This window comes from Thiopseudomonas sp. SA1F2-1K (assembly GCF_057443035.1).
This window is the reverse complement of the sequence record NZ_CM172014.1, coordinates 415,070-439,173: the sequence shown is the minus strand read 5'-3', so window position 1 is coordinate 439,173 and position 24,104 is coordinate 415,070. Positions and strand designations below refer to the sequence as shown.

Here is a 24,104-nt window from a genome sequence, read left to right as displayed (position 1 = left end):
TATGCCATCCACCTTGTAAAGAGGCATTGAGGCAAAGTGTTAATGCCCGACTCTAACCAAGAGCAAGCGCACAAAATAAATAATTGACTAGAAACGAAAAAACCCGTTAAGCAAGGCTTAACGGGTTTTCGTAATCTGGCGCAGTGGACGGGACTCGAACCCGCGACCCCCGGCGTGACAGGCCGGTATTCTAACCAGCTGAACTACCACTGCGCTGGGTCTGCAAGACTAATCCTGCAGTACGGCGCGTATACTAGTGTTTACTAACGAACCTGTCAAGCGCTTTATTAACAAACACTTAAAGAGTCGGCAATTCGCTTAGTTTTCTGGACTAAGTGCGCGGTAAGGTCACTCCAGTTTGACCTTGGTATTTTCCGCCACGGTCTTTATAAGAAACCTCGCACTCCTCATCTGACTCTAAAAACAGCATCTGTGCCACCCCTTCATTCGCGTAAATTTTTGCTGGCAAAGTGGTGGTATTAGAAAACTCTAGGGTCACGTGGCCTTCCCACTCAGGCTCCAAAGGCGTGACGTTAACAATAATTCCACAGCGAGCATAGGTACTTTTACCTAAGCAAATGGTTAATACATTACGCGGAATACGAAAGTACTCAACGGTGCGGGCCAAGGCAAAGGAGTTCGGTGGGATAATGCACACCGGACCTTTTACATCGACAAAACTGCGCTCATCAAAATTTTTCGGATCAACCGTAGCCGAATGAATATTGGTAAACACTTTAAACTCATCGGCACAGCGTACATCGTAGCCGTAACTAGATACGCCATAGGAAATAATCCGCTCAGCGCCCTGATGCCGTACCTGCCCTTGGACAAAAGGCTCGATCATCTGCTGTTCTTGGGCCATGCGGGTAATCCATTTATCTGACTTAATGCTCATGAATGCTCTGCCTTGATGAAGATTGAAAAAGTTAACACTGATTCTAACAAACTAAACTTAATCAAAGGTACCTGTTACTGGCGGCTCCCCCCTAAATACACTAAAGCAGCCTAAGGATAACCCGCACTAACTAAGCCTTAGGCTTCATATCCAGGTTTCTTTAAAAGTTTATGAAAGCAGTGAAAAATAATCAAAAAGTATGAAAAAGCGCATTTAATCGAAAATAAGAGTGGCACAACTGCGAAAAACAGGTAGAGTAGGCACCACTGCTGCTGCATGTGTAACGTGAATCAAAAATGCTTAGATATAAAACTAACCATTGCAACGACTCTTGTAACTCCTTGCGCTCAGTAACTTTAGGGCAAGAGCCCAAGCTTAAATTTACTTGTAACAAGGAGACATGACATGTCTAACCGTCAAACTGGCGTTGTAAAATGGTTTAACGATGAGAAAGGTTTCGGCTTTATCACTCCAGAAAGTGGTGAAGATTTATTCGTTCACTTCCGCGCTATTCAAGCGGATGGTTTCAAAACTCTGAAAGAAGGCCAACAGGTTTCTTTCGTTGCAGCGCGCGGCCAAAAAGGCATGCAAGCTGAAGAAGTACAAGTTATCGCTTAATTCGATAGCTGTGAGAAAACCCGCTTTTTAGCGGGTTTTTTCTTGCCTAAAATTTGCTTAAGCAATGGTAATTTCGGGAAACTTAATCTCTTTACGCGCCACTTCTGCGCCAACTCGGCGGGCTAATTGCTGATAAATCATGGCGATTTGGCTTTCGCTATCAGCGCCAGCAATCGGTTGCCCTGCATCGCCTTGCAAACGAATCGCTGCAGATAAAGGTAACGAGGCCAGCAATTCAACGTTATACCCTTCGGCCAGCTTAACTCCGCCCCCTTCGCCAAATAAATGCTCAATATGCCCACAGTTAGAGCACACATGCATGGCCATATTTTCTACCACACCCAGTACTGGAATATTGACCTTAGCAAACATTTCAATCCCTTTGCGGGCATCAATTAAGGCAATATCTTGCGGCGTAGTGACAATCACTGCACCGGCTACTGGCACCTGTTGCGCTAAGGTCAGCTGAATATCTCCGGTACCCGGCGGCATATCCACCACTAAATAATCCAGCTCACCCCACGCTGTTTGAGTAATTAGCTGCAGTAATGCGCCTGAGGCCATTGGCCCTCGCCATACCATAGGCGTGTCATCGGTAGTTAAAAATGCCATCGACATAACTTTTACGCCATGGGCGGTAATGGGCACAAAAAACTTCTGTTCAATGGTTTCTGGTCGAGTATTGGGCTTTACCCCAAACATTAAACCTAAGCTTGGCCCATAAATATCGGCATCTAAGATACCAACCTTAGCCCCTTCACGGGCTAAAGCTAACGCCAAGTTAGCTGCAGTCGTTGATTTCCCCACACCACCTTTACCAGAAGCCACAGCAATAATATTTTTTACCGAAGCTAACGCAGGATTTTCTTTCGCCGCCTGAAAACGTGGAATCACTGAGTTGACGCTCACCTCTGCCTGCTCCACACCATCAACTGCCTCTAAACTCATTTGCAGCATTTGCGCCCAACCGGGACGAAACAAATCAGCCGCGTAGTTAAGCTCAATCTCAACGTTTACCCTTGCTCCCTGGAGCTCAATTTGCTTAACACTGCCGCTAGTGATTGGATCTAGCCCGGTATTAGGGTCAGTCAGCTGACTGAGCGCTTGCTCGATCTGTTCACGCGTAATACTCATAAGCACCTCTCATTGGTAAAATACACTGGCTCTATGGTAACGCAAATAACCCAGTAAGCTGCCTGCTATTGTACGAACTTGATTAGCTGTTAAGTCTGGCATTTAAGCCAAGCCTCTCACGGCAGGGTGCTCGACAAAGATGCAAAAACAGTCGGTTAACTATATAGTGACTCGTTTCCATTCACCGTTTTTATTGAAGATAAGCTATGAGCGAAACTCGCAAAATCCTTGTTACTAGTGCCCTGCCTTACGCCAACGGTTCGATTCACCTCGGTCACATGTTGGAATATATCCAAACTGACATCTGGGTTCGTTTCCAGAAAATGCGTGGTCACGAGTGCATGTATATTTGCGCCGATGACGCCCATGGCTCTGCGATTATGTTGCGGGCAGAAAAAGAAGGCATTACCCCACAACAACTGATCGATGCTATGCATGCCGAGCATGAAGCGGATTTTTCTGACTTTTTAATTAAGTTTGATAATTTCTACACCACTCACAGCCCTGAAAACAAAGAGCTGTCCGAGCTGATTTACCGCAAGCTAAAAGCCAATGGCCACATTGCCAGCCGTAATGTCACCCAGTATTTCGATCCCGATAAGGGCATGTTTTTGGCTGACCGCTTTATTAAAGGTACTTGCCCTAAATGTGCGACTCCTGACCAGTATGGCGATAACTGTGAAAAATGCGGCGCCACTTACCACCCCACTGACTTAAAAGATCCGTATTCAGCTATTTCTGGCGCCACCCCGGTACTAAAAGACTCTGAGCACTTTTTCTTTAAGCTGCCTGACTTTGAGGCGATGCTAAAAAGTTGGACCCGCAGTGGCACATTGCAAGACTCAGTAGCCAACAAGTTAGCCGAGTGGCTAGATAGTGGCTTACAGGAGTGGGATATTTCTCGCGATGCGCCGTATTTTGGCTTTGAAATTCCAGGTGCGCCGAATAAATTTTTCTATGTTTGGCTAGATGCACCCATTGGCTATATGGCCAGCTTTAAAAACCTGTGCGCTCGCACGCCAAGCCTAGACTTTGATAGCTACTGGAATCCAGATTCAACCGCTGAGCTGTACCACTTTATCGGTAAAGACATTGTTAACTTCCACGCTTTGTTTTGGCCTGCGATGCTTGAAGGTGCTGGATACCGTAAACCAACCGCAATTAACGTACACGGCTACCTAACCGTGAACGGCGCTAAAATGTCTAAATCCCGCGGTACTTTTATCAAGGCACGCACTTACCTTAAACACTTACAACCTGAGTATTTACGCTACTACTATGCCTCTAAACTAACCCGTGGCGTGGAAGATCTAGACTTAAATCTTGAAGACTTTATTCAAAAAGTTAACTCCGACTTGGTCGGCAAGGTAGTCAATATTGCCAGCCGTTGTGCCGGCTTTATCCACAAAGGCAATCAAGGCGTTCTATCCCTTGGCGCCGATCAGCCTGAACTCAGTGCCAATTTTGCCAAGGCGGCCGAATCTGTTGCCGCCTGCTATGAAGCCCGTGATTTTTCTAAAGCCATGCGGGAAATTATGGCACTGGCTGACCAAGCCAACGCCTATATTGCAGACAAAGCGCCTTGGTCACTGAACAAGCAAGAAGGCAAACAGGATGAAGTGCAGGCGATTTGCTCGCTGGGTATTAATCTGTTCCGCCAGCTGATTATTCTGCTAAAACCGGTACTGCCGCAATTAGCCAGCGATGCTGAAGCCTTCTTAAACGTAGCCCCCTTAAGCTGGAATGATTACTCCAGCACCTTGGTTAACCATCAGCTAAATCCCTTTAAGCCGTTGCTGACCCGTATGGAGCAAAAAGATATTGATGCCTTGATTCAGTCTTCCAAAGAAGACTTGCTCGAAACCAGCACCGATATTGATCTACAGGTAGCCGGGAATGGCGAGCTAGAAAAAGAACCGTTAGCTGCAGAAATCAACTTTGATGCCTTTGCCGCGGTGGACTTACGGATTGCCTTAATTGAACAGGCAGACTTTGTGGAAGGTGCCGATAAGTTGCTCCGCCTGAGCTTAGATTTAGGCGGCGTTAAACGCAATGTATTCTCTGGCATCAAAAGTGCCTACCCTGACCCTAAAGCCCTTGAAGGCCGCCTCACGCTGTATGTGGCTAACCTTGCACCACGCAAAATGAAGTTTGGGGTATCGGAAGGCATGGTGCTGGCGGCCGGCCCTGGTGGTAAAGAAATTTACCTACTTAGCCCAGATGCCGGTGCTATTCCTGGTCAACGGGTGATGTAAGCAACAGGCGAACAATCATGGCGCTCTTTTCAGAGCGCCATTTTTTTGAACTCTTAACCACTTTTATGCTCAGAAAATCCCCGCTGGCCACTTGGTTTTACCCTGCATGCACCTTATGCTTAGCCACGTTTTAATGACTCTTAATCAGGGAATGTTATGCCCCAATTGCTTTCTATCTGCTTGAGCCTAGTTCTCAGCTTAACTAGCTTGTCGCTATGGGCGGCGGTTAAAGAATTAGATGCGCAAAGCTATGGCTTTCCGCTGATGAATCCCTTTGGCGCCACCATCGCCGGGACACCGACCCAGTTAATGCCGGAATTGCCTGATTACGTGTCGATTAAGCAAAAAGATTACACCCTCCGCTTGCAGCCTGAACGAGAAAACAAGCTGCCGAAAAACTTTTGGCCTGTGAAGAACTTTACCTATCGACTAGCCAAACAAGACCATCCAGCACCACTGATTTTCGTTATTGCAGGGACCGGCGCACACTTTAGTGCCACCTCCATGGAATATTTAAAAATGCTGTTCTATGGCGCTGGCTTCCATGTGGTACAAATTTCATCACCTACTAGCTATGACTTTATTGCTAGCGCTGCAGAATATGCCACTCCTGGCTTCACCCCTTTAGACGCCAAAGATATTTATCGGGTAATGCAGCATATTCAGTGGCAACAAGAAGATTTACCGGTCACCGACTACTACTTGACTGGCTATAGTCTTGGCGCGCTAGAAGCCGCCTTTGTGGATAAATTAGATCAGCGTAAACAATTGTTTAACTTCAAGCGCACTCTGCTGATTAATCCGCCAGTCAACCTGTATACCTCGGTGCATAACCTTGACCGTATGGTTGAGGTGAAGCTAGAGAAAAATGATCAATCCCAAAGCTTTTATGACCTGCTGCTAGAAAAGCTGACGCAGTTCTTTCAAAACCGTGGCCACTTAGATTTTAGCCAAGCCGTTTTGTATGATTTTCAAAAGTCATCGCAACGCCTCAGCAATGCCGATATGGCAATGCTCATTGGCAGTCAGTTTCGCTTATTTGCCGCCGATATTAGCTTTACTTCAGATTTAATTAATCGCCGTGGTCTGATTACTCCGCTGAATGCCCGCATCACTGACAGCACTAGCCTGACTCCTTTTCTGAAGAAAGCGATTGTGTGTAACTTTGAATGTTATTTGCACCAACAGTTACTACCGTTTTGGCAAATTAAACACAATGGCAGCAACCTTGACGACTTAATCGCCCAAGCCAGCTTGCCAGCGCTACAAGATTATTTGGCCAACAGCTCGCATATTGCCGTGATGCACAACGCCAATGACCCCATTTTAACCAAAGGTGATCTGGGCTTTTTACGCCAAACCTTTAACCAACGGTTATACCTGTACCCCAATGGCGGACACCTCGGCAACCTCACTTATAAAGTCAATGCTAACCATATGCTGGAGTTTTTGGGCTATGCCAAGTAATCCTTCACTTACCCTAGCCTTATCACTCAGCCTAGCGCTCAGCTGCGGTGTTAACCTAAGTTATGCCCAGCCTTTACAAGTTGATGAGGATGGCTTTATTGATCCGATGCAGCATCTAACCTTTAACAACAGCACCGAGCAAGATGAGTTCGAACGCTCAACCTTTGCTGCACTGGAGTATGTCTCAGACCCTCTGGAGGGGATTAACCGGAGAATTTACCACTTTAACTATCGTTTTGATCAGTGGGTCTATTTGCCAATTATGAAGGGTTACGTGTTTATTACCCCTAAACCAGTACGCTCAGGGGTGAGTAATTTCTTTAGTAACTTGGGTGAGATTCCCACCTTAGTCAACAGTTTGCTGCAGTTCAAAGGCAAGCGAGCCATGAACTCTACCGCACGCTTTTTATTTAATACCACCTTTGGGATTGGCGGCTTATGGGATCCTGCGAGCAAAATGGGACTGCCAAAACAAAAAGAAGACTTTGGCCAAACCCTTGGCTTTTATGGCGTACCCCATGGCCCTTATTTAATGTTGCCATTTTTAGGCCCTTCTAACCTGCGTGATACCACTGGGTTAGTCTCTGACTATAGCCTTGAAAACTATGTCAATGCGCTCAATGTCGCCAAAGAATCCAAGCGACACCCAGAAATTTATGTTTTAGAAGGCGTGGACAAACGCTACACCACCAATATGCGCTACGGTCAGCTCAACTCACCCTTTGAGTACGAGCAAATTCGCTATGTATACACCAAAGCCCGTGAGCTGCAAATTGCCGAGTAGCACGCTTTAGCAATACAAAAAAGCCTTAATCGTCTGCTGCTGTGCTTGGGCATCGGCATAGCCCAATGCCATCAGCTGACGACAATATTCAGCTTCAAACAATAGATAACTTAAAATCCCTCCGCCTCCGGCCTGGCTGGCCCCTGTTCCACTTAAGAACGGACGCAAGGCTACCGGCAAGTGACGACGATATTGCAGTGCAATCGCATCTAGGTTTTGACTGGGACTAATCACACACACATCAACCGGCTGCGCCGCCAATTCCCAGCCCGGTGCTTGCTGTTGTGCAACCTTTGAGCCTGAAAACAACTGTGCAAACTGATTAACCCGTAACAAACTCTCTAAGTCATTTTCCAGATTGTCAGTAAAGGTACTGTTCAGTAGCTGGCCGGCCACCTGGGCTAACGACGGAGGCTTGGCTAATTGATCACTCAATTCTTCGGGATTTCCCACCCCAATGACTAACACCCGATTGGCCCCTAAATGCAATGCAGGACTGATTGGCGCCACCTGACGCAGTGCACCATCGCCATAATGATCACCAGCTAAGGCCACTGGGGCAAAAAATAAAGGAATCGCGGTACTGGCCATTAAGTGCTGATAAGTAAGCGACTGCGGAGTACCAATACGTCGATGGCGCTGCCAGCTTTTACTGATCTGCTGGCTCTGATAAAAGGTTACCGACTGCCCAGCGCCATAAGCAAAGGCCGTTACGCCCACCGCTAGCAATGCCTTGGATGTTAGCGCCGGATCAAGCTGGGATAAATCTAACTGCTGCTGCAGAAAGTCCATTAACGGACGATTATCCAGCAGTGCCATACCACAGCGCTGATCACCACGGCCCAACAGGTGCTGCCAGATAAAGCTTGTTGCCTGCGACAACACCCCAAGCCAATCAGTACGGTAAATCTGCTGCGAAGCCAGTTGCTGCCACACCTCAGTCAACTTACTCACGCCCTGACTAAAGTGCTGAGCATTGCAAGCCAGTCCTAAGGCATTAATCGCGCCAGCTGAGGTGCCTAAAATTACCGGAAAAGGATTCTGCTCAGGTTGCCTTAACCACTGCGCAATCGCCTGCAATACGCCAACTTGATAAGCCGCCCGTGCGCCCCCACCCGAGAGAATTAGCGCAGTGACCCCTTGTTTGGTATGTAAGGTACTTCCTGTACAGTTCATCACAGCCTCCTTAGCGTTTGTTTAGATAACCTCAATTAATACAGCTTGGCTTCTCCCGCTGGGCGTGTTTTAAAGCGGCGATGAGCCCATAAATACTGCTCGGGGTGCTCTTTAATCACCGACTCTACCCACTGGTTAATCCGCAGGCAGTCCGTGTAATCATCAGCTCCTGGAAAGTCTGTTAGCGGTGGTTCTATCGTAATCCTGTAGCCATGCTCAGTACGTGCCTGACGCATAGGAATGACGATGGCTTTTCCTAACTTAGCAAACTTGCTGGTAGCCGTCACAGTCGCTGCGGGAATACCAAATAACGGCACAAAAAGACTTTGTTTACGGCCATAATCTTGATCCGGCGCATACCAGATCGCACGACCTTTACGTAACACTTTGAGCATACCGCGCACATCATCACGCTCAATTGCGCTGGCATCAGCATTATGCCGCTCGCGCCCTCGGCGCTGCACATAATCAAACAGCGGATTTTTATGCTGGCGATACATGCCATCAATGGTATGCAACTGCCCCAATAACGCGGCACCTATTTCTAAACTGGTGCGATGCGCAGCCATTAAAATTACCCCTTGCTGATTAGCTGCCGCTTGCTGTAAATGTTCTAGCCCTTGCACCGTCAATAACTTAGCCAAACGGGGTTTTGGCCACCACCAACTCATAGCCATTTCAAATAAGGCCATACCCATTTCGCTAAAGTTTTGCCGCACTAAGCGCTGCCGCTCGGCAAAGCTCAACTCCGGAAAGCACAACGCAAGATTGCGCTGAATAATTCGCCGCCGCTTACCTGCTATTAAATACAATACCCAGCCAACCACTTTAGCCAAGTGTCGCAGCAACGCATAAGGCAACTGCACCGTCAGCCAGAGCAAACCTAAGCCTAACCACAGCAACCAATACTTGGGGTGCAAAAATGCCCGCTGAAACCTTAAGGTTTCCATATTTTTCACTCTCTCTTTAATCTCTATCGACGCTAAATCTGACTGTTACTTGCAACCAATGCTGCATTTTAGCCTCAATAGTTGACTCGATATTTATCCCGTGGGTGACTGCAATTTGTCACGAAAATACAGTAGCATGTGCCCACTATCTACTAGATGCCCTAGTTTTCTCTCTATCTGTTTGGATCGATATACATCCCATGAGCCCGTCTTCTAGTCATTCAGAGCCTGCCCTATTCCAACTGAAAGGCAGCATGCTTTCCCTTACGGTACTTGAACTAACAGAGTACGATCTCACTAAGCTGGAAACACAACTGGCTGCACATATCAGCCAAGCACCGCAGTTTTTTGTTGATGCCCCCATTGTGCTCAATCTAAGCCTGCTGAAAAACCTCGCTCCCGACTTTAGGCTGCAAAGCCTAATAACCCTGTGCCACAGCCATGGCCTGCAAGTTATCGGAGTGAAAGCACAACAACCACTAGTTCAACAGCAAGCCAAACAATTGGGCGTGGCTATCATAAATCAACCGGGCGCTGAACACACGACAGAAACCAAAGCCGAATCCCCTGCGCCGATAGCTGAATCAGAGCCTACAGAAACCAGTGACAACTGTCGTCCAACCAAGCTAATTACCCAGCCAATCCGTAGCGGCCAGCAAATTTATGCTGAAGGTGCGGATCTTATTGTGCTGGCGGCAGTCAGTGCGGGAGCCGAAATTTTGGCCGATGGCCATATTCATGTCTATGGTCCCTTACGCGGGCGGGCGTTGGCTGGGGTTAAAGGCGATACTCGTAGCATGATTTTTTGTCAGCAAATGGCCGCTGAACTGCTGTCAATTGCGGGGCACTATAAAGTCGCGGAAGACCTGAAGAATGAGCCCTTGTGGGGTGAGTCTTGCAGTATTGCTTTAGCTGAGAATTTGTTGAAAATACAGGCTCTTTAACGCATACTTGCGCGGCTAGTTTGACTTATTTGTTGTTTTCTGTTCTATAACTAGCAGGATTTGGTGTAGGTGGCTAAAGAGTAAAGCTGGGAACCTATTACAGATTTATTATTCTTAAGTCCTTATTTTTGTTTTTATTTATTTTTTAAAAGGTGACTCGCTTGGGCAAAATTCTCGTTGTGACCTCTGGTAAAGGCGGTGTAGGTAAAACTACTACTAGCGCAGCGATCGGCACAGGCTTGGCGCTTCGCGGACACAAAACCGTTATTGTCGACTTTGATGTGGGTTTACGTAACCTCGACTTAATCATGGGCTGTGAGCGTCGAGTAGTTTACGACTTTATTAACGTGATTAATGGCGACGCGACGCTAAACCAAGCCTTAATCAAAGATAAACGCTTAGAAAATCTTTTTGTGCTAGCAGCCAGCCAAACCCGTGATAAAGATGCGTTAACTGCTGAAGGCGTAGAGAAAGTTATTACGGAACTCGCTGAACAGTTTGATTACGTCATCTGCGACTCGCCAGCCGGGATTGAAAAAGGCGCAGAAATGGCAATGTACCTCGCTGATGAGGCGATTGTGGTCACTAACCCTGAAGTTTCTTCGGTGCGTGACTCCGATCGTATGCTCGGTTTGCTCTCAAGCAAATCACGTCGCGCTAAAGAAGGTCTAGAGCCAATTGCCGAGCACTTACTACTCACTCGCTACAGCCCTGAGCGGGTTGCTAAAGGCGAGATGCTGAGCGTAGAAGACGTTGAAGAAATTCTCTCAATCCGCATGATTGGTGTTATCCCTGAGTCTCAGGCAGTACTTAAAGCCTCTAACCAAGGGGTGCCGGTTATTCTTGATGAAGACAGCGATGCGGGCCAAGCCTATAGCGACGCAGTTGAGCGTTTGCTCGGCAAAGAAGTCCCCCATCGGTTTTTGGAAGTTGAAAAGAAAGGCTTCCTCCAGCGTCTATTTGGAGGTAAAGAGTGAGCATTCTAAATTTCTTTCGCTCCAAAAAAAAGCCTGCTACAGCTAGTATTGCTAAAGAACGTTTGCAGATTATTGTCGCCCATGAACGGGGCCAACGTGAGCAGCCGGATTATTTACCGGCCCTTCGCGATGAGCTGCTGACTGTGATTCGCAAATACGTGCACATCGATGATGATCAAATGAACGTGATTTTAGATACTCAAGAAAACTATTCCGTACTTGAGCTAAACGTTACCCTACCCGATCGTTAAGATAACCTTCCAGTGCTGCTTAGCGGCACTGGTTATGCCTTATGCCGCTCTCTAATCTACCGATTTTATATCTCGACGCCCAGCTGATGGTGGTTAATAAACCGACCTTACTGCTATCTGTTCCTGGCCGAGCCGAAGACAATAAAGACAGCGTCATTTTACGTCTACAACAAAATGGTTATCCCGAGGCCTTAATTGTGCACCGTTTAGACTGGGAAACCACTGGCTTAATGGTGCTAGCGCGCACCCCCGAAGCACACCGAGCACTGTCACTGCAGTTTCAAAACCGGCAGACACAAAAACGCTACGAGGCTTTATGCTGGGGCCAACCAACAGCGCATGCTGGCAGTATTGATCTGGCCATGCGTTATGATCCACCGAATAAACCACGGCAAATTCTTGATCTAACATTAGGCAAGCGGGCGCTGACGTTCTGGCGCTGCTTAGAACAACAGCCAACCTTCTGTCGCATGGAACTGATTCCTTACACTGGGCGCTCACATCAATTACGCCTGCATATGCAAGCACTCGGCCACCCGATTTTAGGTGACAAGCTTTATGCCAATCCCGCTGCGATCGCGGCCCATCAACGGCTGTGCTTACATGCAACCGATCTTGGCTTCACCCATCCTAGTAGCGGCGAACAGCTAAACTTTCACTGCCCTGCACCCTTTTAAACCACAGCAGTTTACGTACCTACCGCTGTGTGCAAATTCAAAGCTTTTTTTCGCTAACTCAAGTAGAGTAAATACTCTTTTTATTCTGTGATGACATGCTATGGGCCACCGCACTGACTTAACTCGTTTACGCCAACACCTGCAGCAGCAAATTTTAGGTCAAGAACAGTTAATTGATCGACTGCTGATTGCCTTGTTAGCCGATGGCCATTTACTGGTCGAAGGCGCACCGGGCCTGGCAAAAACTCGCTCAATTAAAGAATTAGCTAAAGGCTTAGCTACCCAGTTTCAAAGAATTCAGTTCACCCCTGATTTATTACCTGCCGATATCACCGGCAGTGATATTTATCGCCCAGAAAACCAAGCCTTTGAGTTTCAACCAGGGCCGGTATTTCATAACCTGATTTTGGCCGATGAAATTAACCGTGCACCGGCTAAAGTACAGTCCGCACTCTTAGAGGCGATGGCTGAACGTCAAGTCAGTATTGGTAACCAAACCTATCCCTTGCCTGAATTATTTTTGGTTATGGCCACCCAAAACCCCTTAGAGCAAGAAGGCACTTACCCTTTACCCGAAGCTCAGCTAGACCGTTTTTTAATGCATGTGCAGCTGGATTTTCCCGATGCCAGTGTCGAGCGAAAAATCTTACAGCAAGCCCGCCAAGAAATTTTAGAGCCCAATCTAACGAGTTTACAGCGAGTCGATGAAGCGGCCGTGTTTGCTGCACGCCAGGAAATTTTGCAATTGCATATGGCCGATGCGGTGGAAGAGTATTTAGTGCAGCTAGTGGTTGCGACCCGTACTCCGGCTAAATTTGATGCGCAATTGGCCAGTTGGATTCGTTATGGTGCCAGCCCCCGCGGCTCCATTGCCCTAGATCGTTGCGCACGGGCCCATGCCTGGTTAGCCGGCCGTGATTTTGTCAGTCCTGATGATATTCAGGCCGTGCTGTTCGACTGCTTAAGGCATCGTATCTTACTGTCCTTTGAAGCTGAGGCGGCGGGTATTGAACATGATGCCGTATTACAGCACCTGATTGATATCGTACCGATTATTTAACATGTTAAGCCAAGCCACTGCCCACATCAGCTTAAGTGATTTACTGGCTACACGACATGCCGTTACCCAGCTGGATGTACTGAACGTACATTGGCCCAAAAACCATACCTCCGGTAAATATCAAACGCGCTTACGCGGTCGCGGCATGGACTTTGATCAAGTGCGTCGTTATCAAGCTGGCGATGATGTGCGCAGTATTGATTGGCGCGTAACCGCACGCAGTGGTGAAACCCATAGTCGCGTGTTTCAAGAAGAACGTGAGCGCCCCGTATTTCTGCTAGTAGAGCAAAGCCCACAATTATTTTTTTCTTCTACCTGCTTTTTAAAATCTAGCCAGGCCGCTATTTTAGCCAGTTTATTTGGCTGGTCAGCGATGCAACATCAGGATCGGGTCGGCGGCATAGTATTTAATGATCAGCACTGGCAAATGACTAAGCCAACCCGTGAACGCTCGGGTTTATTGCATTTACTGCAGCAAATTGTCAGCTTTAATCAAGCACTCAAACCCGCAACCCAAACGGCCGAATTGAGTTTAGAGCAGGTATTACTCGCCTTACAGGCACAATTGCTCGGTAGCTGTACGCTGGTTTTAATCTGTGATCAGCAAGCGCTCAGCCAAGCCGCCCACTATCAATTGCTGCGCCTTGCCGAAAAGCATGAGCTAATTTTATTGCCTCTCAGCGATCCCCTTGAGGCGAAATTACCTGAAGTCGAACTGCTAGCGCTCAGCCAAGGTTCCACCTCATTACAGCTAGACCTGGAGCAACAACGTGCACTGCAAGCGGCTTGGCAAGACAATTATTTGCAACAACAAGCCCGCTGGCAGCAACTAGCGGTCTTGACTGCCGCGCCGCTATTGCCAATTAATACGGCTGAAGATGTACTTGCGCAATTGACCCGTTTTTTAGCCCACACCGTACCTGCTCGCTTATGACCAACGTTACTTTGCCCCAAGGCCTAGCCCCCTTAATACTGCCAGAACCCATCAGCTATTGGCCGTTAGCCATTGGCTGGTGGTTATTAGGTTTATTATTCGCTAGCCTGCTGGTTGCTAGTTATACGTTCTATCAGCGTCAACAACAAAGAAAACCTACTACAGCAACAGTCATCGATGCCCAACACAGCCTTAAGCTAAGCACCTTGCAGCAACTGCAATTACTGGCCCCGCCGGTGGCTAACTTATCCACCGCCCAATGGTTACAACAACTGAATCAATTACTGAAGCGAGTGGCCATGACCCGCTATGCAGAACAACAGCCGCACACGTTAACTGGTCGTGAATGGCTGGCTTTCTTAGATAGTCGCTGCCCTTCAGCAGGGCTGACGCGCTGGATGATTCTGGTAGAGGGGCCCTATAAAGCCAATTGTCAGCTGTCACTCACCGCGCAGCAGGCTTTGTATCAGTCAGTGACTCACTGGATTAATAAGCATGTTTGAGTTTGCTTGGCCATGGGTATGGCTATTATTACCTCTGCCCTTACTCTGCTACTGGCTCTTACCCAGTGCCCCTAGGGCGACTCACTATCTACAGGTTCCTTGGCTGGCTAACTTACAAGCCTTAGCTCAGAAACCCAACAAATTTAGCCCCGCCACCCTTAAACGTGGGTTGTTTTATAGCCTACTGTGGCTCTGTTTTTTGACTGCTGCCGCTCAGCCGCAACTGAAACAACAACCGCAAACCCTGCCTTTTTCCGGGCGCGACTTATTACTCGCCATTGATTTATCTAGCTCCATGGAGATCGTTGATGTAGAGCTAGAGCAAACAGCCAGCACACGCTTAGCTTTGGTGCAGCAACTGATTGAGCAACTAATTGCTCAGCGGCCGCGCGATCGCTTTGGCTTGGTATTTTTTGCCGATCAAGCCTTTTTATATGCTCCACTCACCTTAGAACATCATGCTGTGCAACGCTGGTTGCGCGAGGCGCAGATTGGCTTAGCAGGCGAGCAAACCGCGATTGGCGATGCCATTGGTTTATCAATTAAAACCTTACGCAGATTTGACTCGGAAAAAACGCTGTTATTGATCAGTGATGGAGAAAACACCACTGGCGTCATGGCTCCCCAAGCTGCAGCGCAGCTAGCAGCTTTAGCCGGTATTAAAATTTATGCCATTGCGGTTGGCAATAATGCAGAACAGCCTGCTGCCAATGCGCACCTTGCTGTCCTAGAGCAATTGGCGCAAAGCACCCAAGGACAGTTTTTTCACTTGCAGGATCAAACCTCCCTTGATCAGCTACTAGATGTCCTTGAACAACTTATCCCTACGAGCCTAAATCGCTCGTGGTATCAGGCACAACCCTTATATCACTGGCCGCTGAGCCTGGGTTTGGTGTTATTTATTGGATTTTATTCCCGTCGTTATTGGCGGCACAGCTGGCCTATCAGCCGTAAGAGGTCAGCAACATGAATTTAGAAACAGTTGGGATTATCTGGGTTAGACCGCTCTGGCTGATACTCTTGCCGTTCTTATTAGCAGTGATCATCTGGATTGCTCGCCAACCACATACCCCCAATCACTGGCAAAAGAAACTGCCTAGCGCTTTACATAAAGCATTATTGACCCAACCCAAGCACGCCAATGAAAAAATCAAATGGCTGCTGATTAGTCTCACCTTAAGTCTGACCTGTATCGCGTTGGCCGGTCCCTATCGGGTGGTAGCCAGTGAGGCCGCCGAAGAATTTCCAGCGGTCATGGTCTTGCCGCTGTCCGAGGCGATGCTGGCCACCGACTGGAGCCCCAATCGATTACAGTATCTGCGCGAACAGCTGATCCAACAGCTGCCCCAATCAGCAGTCAGTTTGGGCTGGGTGGTGTATGCCGGCAGCGCCCATGTTCTATTGCCCCCCACGCAAGACCTCACCCTCAGCCGCCACCTGCTACGCAGCCTTAGCCCAAGCATTATGCCCAAAGCCGGACAACAGGCTGATTTAGGCGTTGCCGCAGCTCAACAACTACTGAGCAAGACGCCACACAATCCCATTATTCTCTTTACCGACCGACTCACTGCTGCCGAGCAGCAAGCCATTATCCAACGGCTAGACATTCAAGCCAATCCACTGTATCTAGTGCCGATTGGCACCGAACAAGGCTCTCCCTACCTAAAAGACGGGCAACTGGCACGCGATGCCGAAGATCAAATATTACTGGCTAAGTTACAACTTGCCTCCCTACAAACACTAGCCAAGCAGCCGTCCGTACAACTGATACACTTACAACAACTACCCTTACTATTTGAGCAATTAGCTAAGCAAGCCAGTCAACAGAAACTACAGCCACAACCACTGCCAGTGATTAATTGGCTATTGCTCTGTATTGTCTTATTAATCGCTCTGGGTGCTCGCCAAGGCTGGCTGCTGGTGCTGTTACTATGGATTGACCTTCCTCATAGTGAAGCCAGTTACCCAGAACAACTCTGGCTACGAGCCGATCAGCAGGCCTATCGCTTGCTTGAGTCAGACCCAGCACAAGCGGCCGAGTTATTTGTTGACCGCCGTTGGCAAGCGGTGGCGCACTTTCAGGCCGGCCAATATCTACTGGCCGCAGAGTTGTTTGCTGCAGGCAGTTTGGCTGAAGATATGTATAACCAAGGATTGGCGCTATTTATGGCCGGAGAACTTGAAGCCGCTGCTGCAGCCTTTGCTAAGGCCTTAGAACGTCAACCCGACTTAAGCGCCGCACGCCATAACTTACAACTCACCGAGCAAGCCATTGCCCAACTAAACCCCTCCCCAGCGAAGCCAAAACCTGCTGTAGAAGCACCTACTGCTGTGGAAAACATTGCTGTAGAGCAACTACCTTTTAGCCAGCAGACTGCCGAAAACGCGTCAGTTAAGGGCCTGCAGACACCGCTCACCACTGAACTGTCAGCCTTTGCCTTAGAGCTATGGCTGGAACAAATTCCAGATAATCCCAGCGCCCTATTAAAAAAGAAATTTCGGCTAGAACTGCAATCTGAGGAAGCTCGCTAAATGTCTCGTTTATCTGCTTTACTGATCACCTTGTCTATATTTTTCAGTCAGTTAGTTAGCGCCGCCGAGCTTGAAGTCAATCTAGATAAACAACGACTGATTCTGGGTGAACAAGTTGAGTTAACGCTCAGCTATCAAGGCCCTGAGCAGGTTTTTCAGCCAGATTTTTCCAGCCTACAGCAGGACTTTGAACTACTTTCAACTCAGCAACAAACACGCGCTAAACAGCAACACTGGCGTTTACAGCTGCGGCCTAAACGCTTAGGCCGCTTGGTTATCCCAGCATTAACCCTCGGTGCTTATAGCTCAACGCCACTCACCCTTGAGGTTGTTAACAACCAACCACTGCCCCAGTTAGACCGTCCGCTCCTGCTACAAGCACAGCTCGAACGTTCTACCGTGTATCTACAAGCCCAAGCCCGCTTAACTGTACGCCTGTTACATCGTATGCCCTTGTTTCCAGATGCCACACTTAGCCCCTTACAGCTCAGTAGCGCACGAGTAGAGGCTCTTGGGCCGCCCAAAGTGTACCAAGTCAATCAAGATCAGCAACGCTTTGGTGTGATTGAACTAAATTACGCCATTTTTCCTCAGCAACCAGGTTTACTGGAAATTCCGGCACTTGCTTTTTCTGCCACAGCTGCCGGTGAGCAACCAACACGGGTTGCAGCCAGTTCACAGCCGCTGCTCTTGCAAGTGCTGCCTATTCCTGCCGAGTACCCCAGCGACGCGCCTTGGATTCCAGCGCGCAAGCTAGAGGTTGAGCATCAAGTCCTGCCCGCTAACGGTAATGTGCTGCAAGGCAGCCCACTTACCTATCAAGTTAAATTTACCGCAGAAGGACTACCCAGTAGCTTACTGCCCAATTTGTCGATGAATCTCCCTGAAGGCTTTCACCTCTATCCAGAGCCACCACAAACCCTAGAACATAAACAGCCCCAAGGCTTAATCAGTGAAAAACGTTTACGCGCGGCGCTGGTGATTAATCCGCTGGGACAATTTAGCATTCCCACGCCGGCCATTACCTGGTGGAACACCGAAACCCAGCAGGTGATGCGCACCCAGCTACCTGCATTAGCCGTTAATGTCAGTGAGCGCCCGCTGCATGCGCCCTTGCCCAGTACTAAGGCCGCTGCTATCACCCAGCCTCAGCTCAATCCGTTGTTGTTTTGGCAACTCCTTAGCGGCTTTAGCTTAGCGCTAGCTGCGTTAAACTTTTACCTTTGGCGCCGGGCCCGCAGGCAACCGGCAGTGCTAGTGCAAACCACTCCTACCGAAAGTGAAAGCGCCTTTAAAGCTGTACTGCGCGCCTGTGAAAACCATCAGCCACAGCAGGCCCGCCAAGCATTAGATCAGTGGATTACCTTTCATCCAGAAACCTTGCATGAGCTCAGCCAGCGCTTTCCGGAGTTGGCCAGCGCCCTTGATGATCTCAATCGTTGTTTATATAGCCCAGAGGCCGGCGAATGGCAGGGCACAGGCTTACTTAAGGTGTTGTTGGCCCTGAAAAACCAACAACAAAGCAGCGACGCTAGCCAACATAATTTACCGCCACTGTATCCTCAGTAATCCTTACTCAAGCACACTGTCTAGTGCACTGGCGGGCTAAGCAGTAGCCTCTGGACTGGGTTTATCCTCATCGGCTGTGACTTTAAACCAAGCGGCGTAAAGGGCCGGCAAGAATAATAACGTCAGCGCGGTGGCAAATACCAAGCCGCCCATGATAGCCACAGCCATCGGACCAAAAAATACGCTGCGCGACAAAGGAATCATCGCCAGCACCGCAGCCATCGCAGTCAGCACTATGGGTCGGAAGCGACGCACCGTAGCATCGACAATGGCCTGCCAGCGCCCATGCCCTGCAGCAATATCATGCTCTATTTGATCGACCAAAATGACCGAGTTACGCATAATCATGCCCGATAAGGCGATAGTGCCCAGCATCGCGACAAAGCCAAAGGGCTGGGCAAAGAGCAGCAAGAATGTAGTAACCCCAATCATGCCTAAGGGTGCCGTTAAAAACACTAACACTGAGCGCGAAAAACTGCGTAACTGGATCATCAGTAAACTCAGCACCACCACTAAAAACAATGGTAAACCTGCCACCACCGAGCTCTGACCACGACTAGAATCTTCTACTGTGCCACCTGTTTCTAATAGATAGCCGGCAGGTAGCTGCTCACGGACAGCGGCTAATTGCGGCAAAATTTGTTGCACCACATCTACTGCCTGCGCACTGCCATAAATATCACCGCGCACTGTTACCGTTGGTAAACGGTTGCGGCGCCAGATGACTCCCTCTTCAAAACCGTAACTCAGGGTGGCGACCTGGGATAAACTGATGCTGGTGCCATTTTCCGTCGGAATCGCCAAGTTACCCAGCCCAGCAAGATCGGTGCGATCGCTCAACACTCCACGCTGCTGAATTTGAATTAACTCATCGCCTTCACGGTACTGGGCCACGGCAATCCCAGATAGGGCACTTTGCAAAAAGCGTGACACACCAGCCGTGCTCACCCCCAAGGCCCGCGCACGGTCTTGATCAATGGTTAACTTAACCACCTTACTGGGCTCTTCCCAATCGAGATGCACATTGGATACATGACTATTACTCCGCACCACCTCAGCCACCTTACGTGCTTGGGCGCGTACTTCTTCGATATGTTCACCCGAGACGCGAAACTGCACGGGATAGCCCACCGGCGGCCCATTTTCTAATAACGTAACCCTAGCCCGTACTTCAGGAAAATCCTGATGTAAACGCTCAATCAGCCAAGTTCTCAGTTCAGCCCGTGCGGCTAAACTTTGACTGACAATCACAAACTGGGCAAAGCTGGTAGCCGGTAATTGTTGATCCAATGGCAAATAGAAGCGTGGCGCACCGGTGCCAACATAAGCCACATAATTATCAATATCCTGACGCTCGGCTAAGAGCTTTTCTAGACGTTGCACCTGTTGCTCGGTGGCGCTCAGTGACGCCCCTTCAGTCAGTTTTAAATCAACCATCATCTCTAAACGAGTCGATTCTGGGAAAAACTGCTTCGGTACAAACTTAAATAAAGCCACTGCCCCGCTAAAAACTAATAAGGTCACGCCAATCACTAACCAGCGATGGCCAACACACCAATTAACCAGCGCTCGAACACCACGATAAAAGCGTGTGTCATAGGGATCATGAGTTTCTGCGGCTTGCTGATGCTTATTATCTGGTAACAGGTAATACCCTAAATACGGCACAAACATAACCGCAGCAATCCAAGACACCACCAAGGAAATACCCACTACCTGGAAAATCGAGCGGGTATATTCCCCCACGCTAGAAGCAGCCGTGGCAATCGGTAAAAATCCGGCGGCAGTAATTAAGGTACCGGTCAGCATCGGAAAGGCGGTACTGGTCCAAGCAAAGCTCGCCGCTTTGATCCGGTTATAACCTTGCTCCATTTTAATCGCCATCATTTCCACGGCAATAATGGCATCATCAACCATTAAGCCCAATGCCAATACCAAAGAGCCTAAAGAGATTTTGTGCAGCCCAATGTTAAGGTAATGCATCACCGTAAAGGTCATGGCTAATACAATCGGAATCGAAATCGCCACGACTAAGCCAGTACGAAAACCCAGTGAGAAAAAACTCACCAGCAAAACAATCGCTAGGGCTTCAATCAGTACCTGAACAAATTCACCAACACTGGTTTTAACCGCAGCGGGTTGATCGGAGACCTTCGTTAAGGTCATGCCAATCGGCAAGGTTTGCTCAAGCCGTGCAAACTCCTGCTCTAAGGCTTTACCTAAGACTAAAATGTCGCCGCCCTCACGCATCGCCACGGCAATCGCTAAGGCCTCTTGCCCTTGATAGCGCACCTTAGGCGCGGCCGGATCTTGAAAGCCACGGTACACCGTGGCGATATCGCCTAAACGAAATGTTTGATCTCCCGCACGAATTGGAAAGGCGCGAATTTGTTCAAAATTTTCAAACTGACCGCTGACCCGAATTTGCACCCGATCACTAGCGGTTTCAAAAAAACCTGTCGCAGTAACGCTGTTTTGCTCTTCTAGCGCTTGCTGGACCGTTTGCCAAGGCACACCCATGGTGGCTAAGCGTGTATTGGAGATTTCGACCCAAATCCGCTCTTCTTGTAAGCCCAAGATCTCGACCTTACCCACATTTTTTACCCGCTGTAATTGCAGCTGTAAACGATCGGCATAGTCTTTCAAGGTCGCGTAATCAAAGCCCGCGCCGGTTAAGGTGTAGATATTGCCAAAGGTGGTGCCAAATTCATCATTAAAAAACGGCCCTATGGTGCCCTGCGGTAAGCTGTATTGAATATCTCCCACTTTCTTGCGCAACTGATACCACAACTCAGGAATATCTTTGGACTTAAAGTCATCACTGGCCAAAAACGTGATCTGCGACTCACCGGGGCGTGAGAACGAAACAATTCGATCAAACTCACCGGTTTCCATCAGTTTTTTTTCAATCCGCTCGGTTACCTGTTGCGAGACTTCTTCCGCCGTCGCCCCTGGCCACAGAGTTTGAATCACCATGGCTTTAAACGTAAACGGCGGATCTTCACTTTGCCCAAGCTGGCTATAGGAAAAAAAACCGGCCAACCCCAGCATAATCATTAAAAATAAAATTAATGGGCGATTATTGAGCGACCACTCGGAGAGATTAAAGCGCATCTGCTGACTCCTGCTCTCCTAGGTGCACTGGGCGGTTATCTCGATCAACCGCAGTCACCACTTGCCCAGCTTGCAGCAGCTGCACGCCACCTGTCACCACCCAGTCACTGCTCTGCAAACCTGAAAGTACCGTCACCTCGGTCTCACTAAAAGCACCGGTTTCAATATCAACTCGCTCGGTTATCAGTTGCCCATTTGCTTCTGAATGAGCCACCACACGCCACACATAGGGCTGATTATTTTCTGCGGTAACTGCACTGAGCGGAAGTTTGAGCATCGGCCGCGTAGTTTTATAGGCATAGACTCTGGCACTTTGCCCGATTTCCGCCATGCTATTATCAGCGGCGAAACTCACTCGGGCTGCAAAAGTGCGCGAGCGGGGATCAGCAGCCGGTGAAATTTCACGAATACTGCCTTCATACTTTTGCTCGGGATGACTCCACAGCTCAACCTTGACCGCATTACCGACTTTAAACTGAGTCGCAGTCTGCTCGGGCAAACCAATCACCACCTCTCGCTCACCATCCGCTGCTAGCACAAAGACGGTTTGCCCTGCGGCGACCACTTGCCCAACCTCTAGGCGGGCCATGCTAATGACCCCGTCTGCCGGTGCATACAAGGTGCTATAACTGCTTTGGTTTTTCGCCACATCGTATTGTGCCTGCGCCTGCTTTAATGAGGCTAGCGCAGTTTTATACTGGGTATCGGCATTGTCAAAATGCGACTGGCTAGCGAGTTGACGCTGCTTAAGCTTTAAATAACGATCGCGCTCGGCTTTCACTAAGGCAAGATTTGACTGGGCGGCACTGACCTGTGCTTGCGCTGACTGCAACTGTAAATTAACGTCTTGCGCATCTAGTTTGGCTAGCGGCTGGCCTTGTTTAACGCGTGCCCCCACATCGACTAAGCGCTCGGTGACTTTACCACCGATACGAAATGCCAGCTCAGGCTCAAAGCGGGCTCTGACTTCACCGGGAAAGCTTTCGTTATGACTAACTCCTACCTGGGGTTGCGCGACCAGTACCGGCCGCACTACCGCCGCTGGTTCTGGCTCTTGCTGACATCCTACCAGCCAAATGCTACTGATAAGCCCAAGTAGAAGAGAAAAACGATACGGCATACCCAACCCAACCTGCTAACAATGTGAAGTGTGAGGCTGGCATTAAAACACTTGTTTGAGCGATAAATCTAGCAACACCTTAGTTCACCTCTCAGCGCTGGGTTGTACACGCGCCGTCTAGGCAATAAATTCTTACCCTAGCACTAGCCAAGTAAGGGTTTTCTACCCGCTAGGGCGTGGGCTAAGGTGCTGCCGTCGACCAGCTCTAACTCGCCACCGAGGGGTACGCCATGGGCTAAGCGCGACACCACAAGCGGCTCGCCAAGCAGCAGTTGAGCAATGTAATGGGCGGTGGCCTCCCCTTCTACAGTGGGGTTGGTGGCGAGAATCACTTCACTAAACTGGCCTTGCTCAATACGCTCGAGCAAATCAGGAATACCTACGGAATCTGGCCCCAGTCCGTCTAACGGCGATAAATGCCCCTTAAGGACAAAATACAAGCCGCGATAACCGGTTTGCTCTACCAAATGCACATCCACTGGGCTTTGCACTACACACAGCAACTGCTGTTCACGTTTCGGATCGGCACAAATAGCACAAATATCTGCCTCACTGAGCGCACGGCATTGTTGGCAGTAGCCGACGCCCTGCATCGCCGCTTGCAAAGCTTCTGCCAAGCGTAAGGCTCCGCCTCGATCCCGCTCTAATAGCTGTAAAGCCATGCGTTGGGCAGTTTTTTGCCCCACGCCGGGCAATACACGTAATGCATCCAACAACTGTCGAACTAAAGGACTAAAAGACATAATCAATCTACAAAAAAAAGCCTGCAGCAAGGTGCAGGCGTGAACCTTAACTAACGCTTAGAAAGGCATTTTAAAGCCTGGCGGTAATTGCATACCTGCGGTCATGCCGGCCATGCTTTCTTGGGTATTTTGCTCTACTTTACGCACCGCATCATTAACTGCAGCAGCGATTAAGTCTTCTAAAATCTCTTTGTCTTCTTCCAGTAAGCTGGCATCAATATTAACCCGACGTACATCATGTCGACCGGTCATCACAATACTGACTAAACCAGCACCTGACTCACCAGTAACTTCTGCATTGGCTAGCTCTTCTTGAGCTTTTTGCATTTTTTCCTGCATTTCTTGAGCTTGCTTCATCAAGCCCGCCATTCCACCTTTAAACATAACTTTTTCCTCTG

At 48.9% G+C, this 24,104-nt stretch carries 22 protein-coding genes and 1 tRNA gene; 14 read left to right on the top strand and 9 right to left on the bottom strand.

Features of this window, described 5'->3' with window-relative positions; all coding sequences use genetic code 11:
• Positions 1-136: 136 nt before the first annotated feature.
• Positions 137-213: transfer RNA gene (locus AC2T15_RS02105), tRNA-Asp, on the bottom strand.
• A gap of 118 nt (positions 214-331) precedes the next feature.
• A complete protein-coding gene (dcd, locus tag AC2T15_RS02100) occupies positions 332-898 on the bottom strand; it encodes a dCTP deaminase (RefSeq protein ID WP_053101222.1) in 567 nt (188 codons plus the stop codon).
• A gap of 405 nt (positions 899-1,303) precedes the next feature.
• Between dcd and AC2T15_RS02095 the strand changes: the two genes are divergently transcribed.
• Complete coding sequence (locus AC2T15_RS02095) at positions 1,304-1,516, top strand: cold-shock protein (protein ID WP_053101221.1); 213 nt, start codon at positions 1,304-1,306, stop codon at positions 1,514-1,516.
• A gap of 57 nt (positions 1,517-1,573) precedes the next feature.
• On the opposite strand, the gene apbC is transcribed toward AC2T15_RS02095, so the two are convergent.
• The gene (gene apbC, locus AC2T15_RS02090) at positions 1,574-2,650 is read right to left on the bottom strand and encodes an iron-sulfur cluster carrier protein ApbC (RefSeq protein ID WP_053103456.1); all 1,077 of its coding nucleotides are present in this window, start codon (positions 2,648-2,650) and stop codon (positions 1,574-1,576) included.
• Positions 2,651-2,856: 206 nt separating this feature from the next.
• Between apbC and metG the strand changes: the two genes are divergently transcribed.
• From metG to AC2T15_RS02075, 3 genes are all read left to right on the top strand, one after another.
• Positions 2,857-4,905 (top strand): methionine--tRNA ligase, encoded by a 2,049-nt coding sequence (gene metG / locus AC2T15_RS02085; protein WP_486778612.1) that lies wholly within the window; start codon positions 2,857-2,859, stop codon positions 4,903-4,905.
• 156 nt (positions 4,906-5,061) lie between these two features.
• The gene (locus tag AC2T15_RS02080) at positions 5,062-6,372 is read left to right on the top strand and encodes a serine/threonine protein kinase (RefSeq protein WP_486778611.1); all 1,311 of its coding nucleotides are present in this window, start codon (positions 5,062-5,064) and stop codon (positions 6,370-6,372) included.
• Positions 6,362-7,156, top strand: a complete 795-nt coding sequence (locus AC2T15_RS02075; protein WP_486778610.1) for an MlaA family lipoprotein — start codon at positions 6,362-6,364, stop codon at positions 7,154-7,156. Before AC2T15_RS02080 ends, AC2T15_RS02075 begins: the two co-directional genes overlap by 11 nt.
• 6 nt (positions 7,157-7,162) lie before the next feature.
• On the opposite strand, the gene AC2T15_RS02070 is transcribed toward AC2T15_RS02075, so the two are convergent.
• Together AC2T15_RS02070 and AC2T15_RS02065 are read right to left on the bottom strand one after the other, a co-directional pair.
• The gene (locus AC2T15_RS02070) at positions 7,163-8,332 is read right to left on the bottom strand and encodes a patatin-like phospholipase family protein (protein WP_486778609.1); all 1,170 of its coding nucleotides are present in this window, start codon (positions 8,330-8,332) and stop codon (positions 7,163-7,165) included.
• Between the two features lie 35 nt (positions 8,333-8,367).
• Entirely contained in the window at positions 8,368-9,282 is a 915-nt protein-coding gene (locus AC2T15_RS02065; protein WP_486778608.1) for a lipid A biosynthesis lauroyl acyltransferase, read from the bottom strand.
• Positions 9,283-9,482: 200 nt separating this feature from the next.
• On the opposite strand from AC2T15_RS02065, the gene minC reads away from it, so the two are divergent.
• The 10 genes from minC (at position 9,483) to AC2T15_RS02015 (ending at position 18,729) form a co-directional block, all read left to right on the top strand.
• Positions 9,483-10,226 carry a septum site-determining protein MinC gene (minC, locus tag AC2T15_RS02060; protein ID WP_486778607.1) on the top strand — a complete coding sequence of 248 codons (744 nt, stop codon included), beginning with the start codon at positions 9,483-9,485 and terminating at the stop codon, positions 10,224-10,226.
• Between the two features lie 161 nt (positions 10,227-10,387).
• Positions 10,388-11,203 (top strand): septum site-determining protein MinD, encoded by an 816-nt coding sequence (gene minD / locus AC2T15_RS02055; RefSeq protein ID WP_286592992.1) that lies wholly within the window; start codon positions 10,388-10,390, stop codon positions 11,201-11,203.
• Positions 11,200-11,454, top strand: a complete 255-nt coding sequence (minE, locus tag AC2T15_RS02050; RefSeq protein WP_053108049.1) for a cell division topological specificity factor MinE — start codon at positions 11,200-11,202, stop codon at positions 11,452-11,454. Before minD ends, minE begins: the two co-directional genes overlap by 4 nt.
• Before the next feature lie 41 nt (positions 11,455-11,495).
• Positions 11,496-12,131 carry an RluA family pseudouridine synthase gene (locus tag AC2T15_RS02045; protein WP_486778606.1) on the top strand — a complete coding sequence of 212 codons (636 nt, stop codon included), beginning with the start codon at positions 11,496-11,498 and terminating at the stop codon, positions 12,129-12,131.
• A gap of 100 nt (positions 12,132-12,231) precedes the next feature.
• Positions 12,232-13,191, top strand: coding sequence for an AAA family ATPase (locus AC2T15_RS02040; RefSeq protein ID WP_053101199.1), 960 nt, complete (start codon positions 12,232-12,234; stop codon positions 13,189-13,191).
• A gap of 1 nt (position 13,192) precedes the next feature.
• Positions 13,193-14,125 (top strand): DUF58 domain-containing protein, encoded by a 933-nt coding sequence (locus AC2T15_RS02035; RefSeq protein WP_486778605.1) that lies wholly within the window; start codon positions 13,193-13,195, stop codon positions 14,123-14,125.
• Positions 14,122-14,628, top strand: coding sequence for a DUF4381 domain-containing protein (locus AC2T15_RS02030; RefSeq protein ID WP_053101195.1), 507 nt, complete (start codon positions 14,122-14,124; stop codon positions 14,626-14,628). The genes AC2T15_RS02035 and AC2T15_RS02030 overlap by 4 nt, the downstream gene beginning before the upstream one ends.
• Complete coding sequence (locus AC2T15_RS02025) at positions 14,621-15,598, top strand: VWA domain-containing protein (protein WP_486778604.1); 978 nt, start codon at positions 14,621-14,623, stop codon at positions 15,596-15,598. The genes AC2T15_RS02030 and AC2T15_RS02025 overlap by 8 nt, the downstream gene beginning before the upstream one ends.
• Positions 15,595-17,160, top strand: coding sequence for a vWA domain-containing protein (locus AC2T15_RS02020; protein WP_486778603.1), 1,566 nt, complete (start codon positions 15,595-15,597; stop codon positions 17,158-17,160). The genes AC2T15_RS02025 and AC2T15_RS02020 overlap by 4 nt, the downstream gene beginning before the upstream one ends.
• Positions 17,161-18,729: a BatD family protein gene (locus AC2T15_RS02015; protein ID WP_486778602.1), complete on the top strand. Its 1,569-nt coding sequence runs from the start codon at positions 17,161-17,163 to the stop codon at positions 18,727-18,729. It abuts the gene before it with no gap.
• A gap of 36 nt (positions 18,730-18,765) precedes the next feature.
• Here AC2T15_RS02015 and AC2T15_RS02010 read toward each other — a convergent pair whose 3' ends face one another.
• The 4 genes from AC2T15_RS02010 to AC2T15_RS01995 all read right to left on the bottom strand — a co-directional run bounded on the left by AC2T15_RS02010 (position 18,766) and on the right by AC2T15_RS01995 (position 24,090).
• Positions 18,766-21,843 (bottom strand): efflux RND transporter permease subunit, encoded by a 3,078-nt coding sequence (locus tag AC2T15_RS02010; protein WP_486778601.1) that lies wholly within the window; start codon positions 21,841-21,843, stop codon positions 18,766-18,768.
• Entirely contained in the window at positions 21,833-22,963 is a 1,131-nt protein-coding gene (locus AC2T15_RS02005) for an efflux RND transporter periplasmic adaptor subunit (protein ID WP_486778600.1), read from the bottom strand. The genes AC2T15_RS02010 and AC2T15_RS02005 overlap by 11 nt, the downstream gene beginning before the upstream one ends.
• 143 nt (positions 22,964-23,106) lie before the next feature.
• Complete coding sequence (recR, locus tag AC2T15_RS02000; RefSeq protein ID WP_286637922.1) at positions 23,107-23,706, bottom strand: recombination mediator RecR; 600 nt, start codon at positions 23,704-23,706, stop codon at positions 23,107-23,109.
• Positions 23,707-23,763: 57 nt separating this feature from the next.
• The gene (locus AC2T15_RS01995; RefSeq protein WP_053101181.1) at positions 23,764-24,090 is read right to left on the bottom strand and encodes a YbaB/EbfC family nucleoid-associated protein; all 327 of its coding nucleotides are present in this window, start codon (positions 24,088-24,090) and stop codon (positions 23,764-23,766) included.
• Positions 24,091-24,104: the final 14 nt, after the last annotated feature.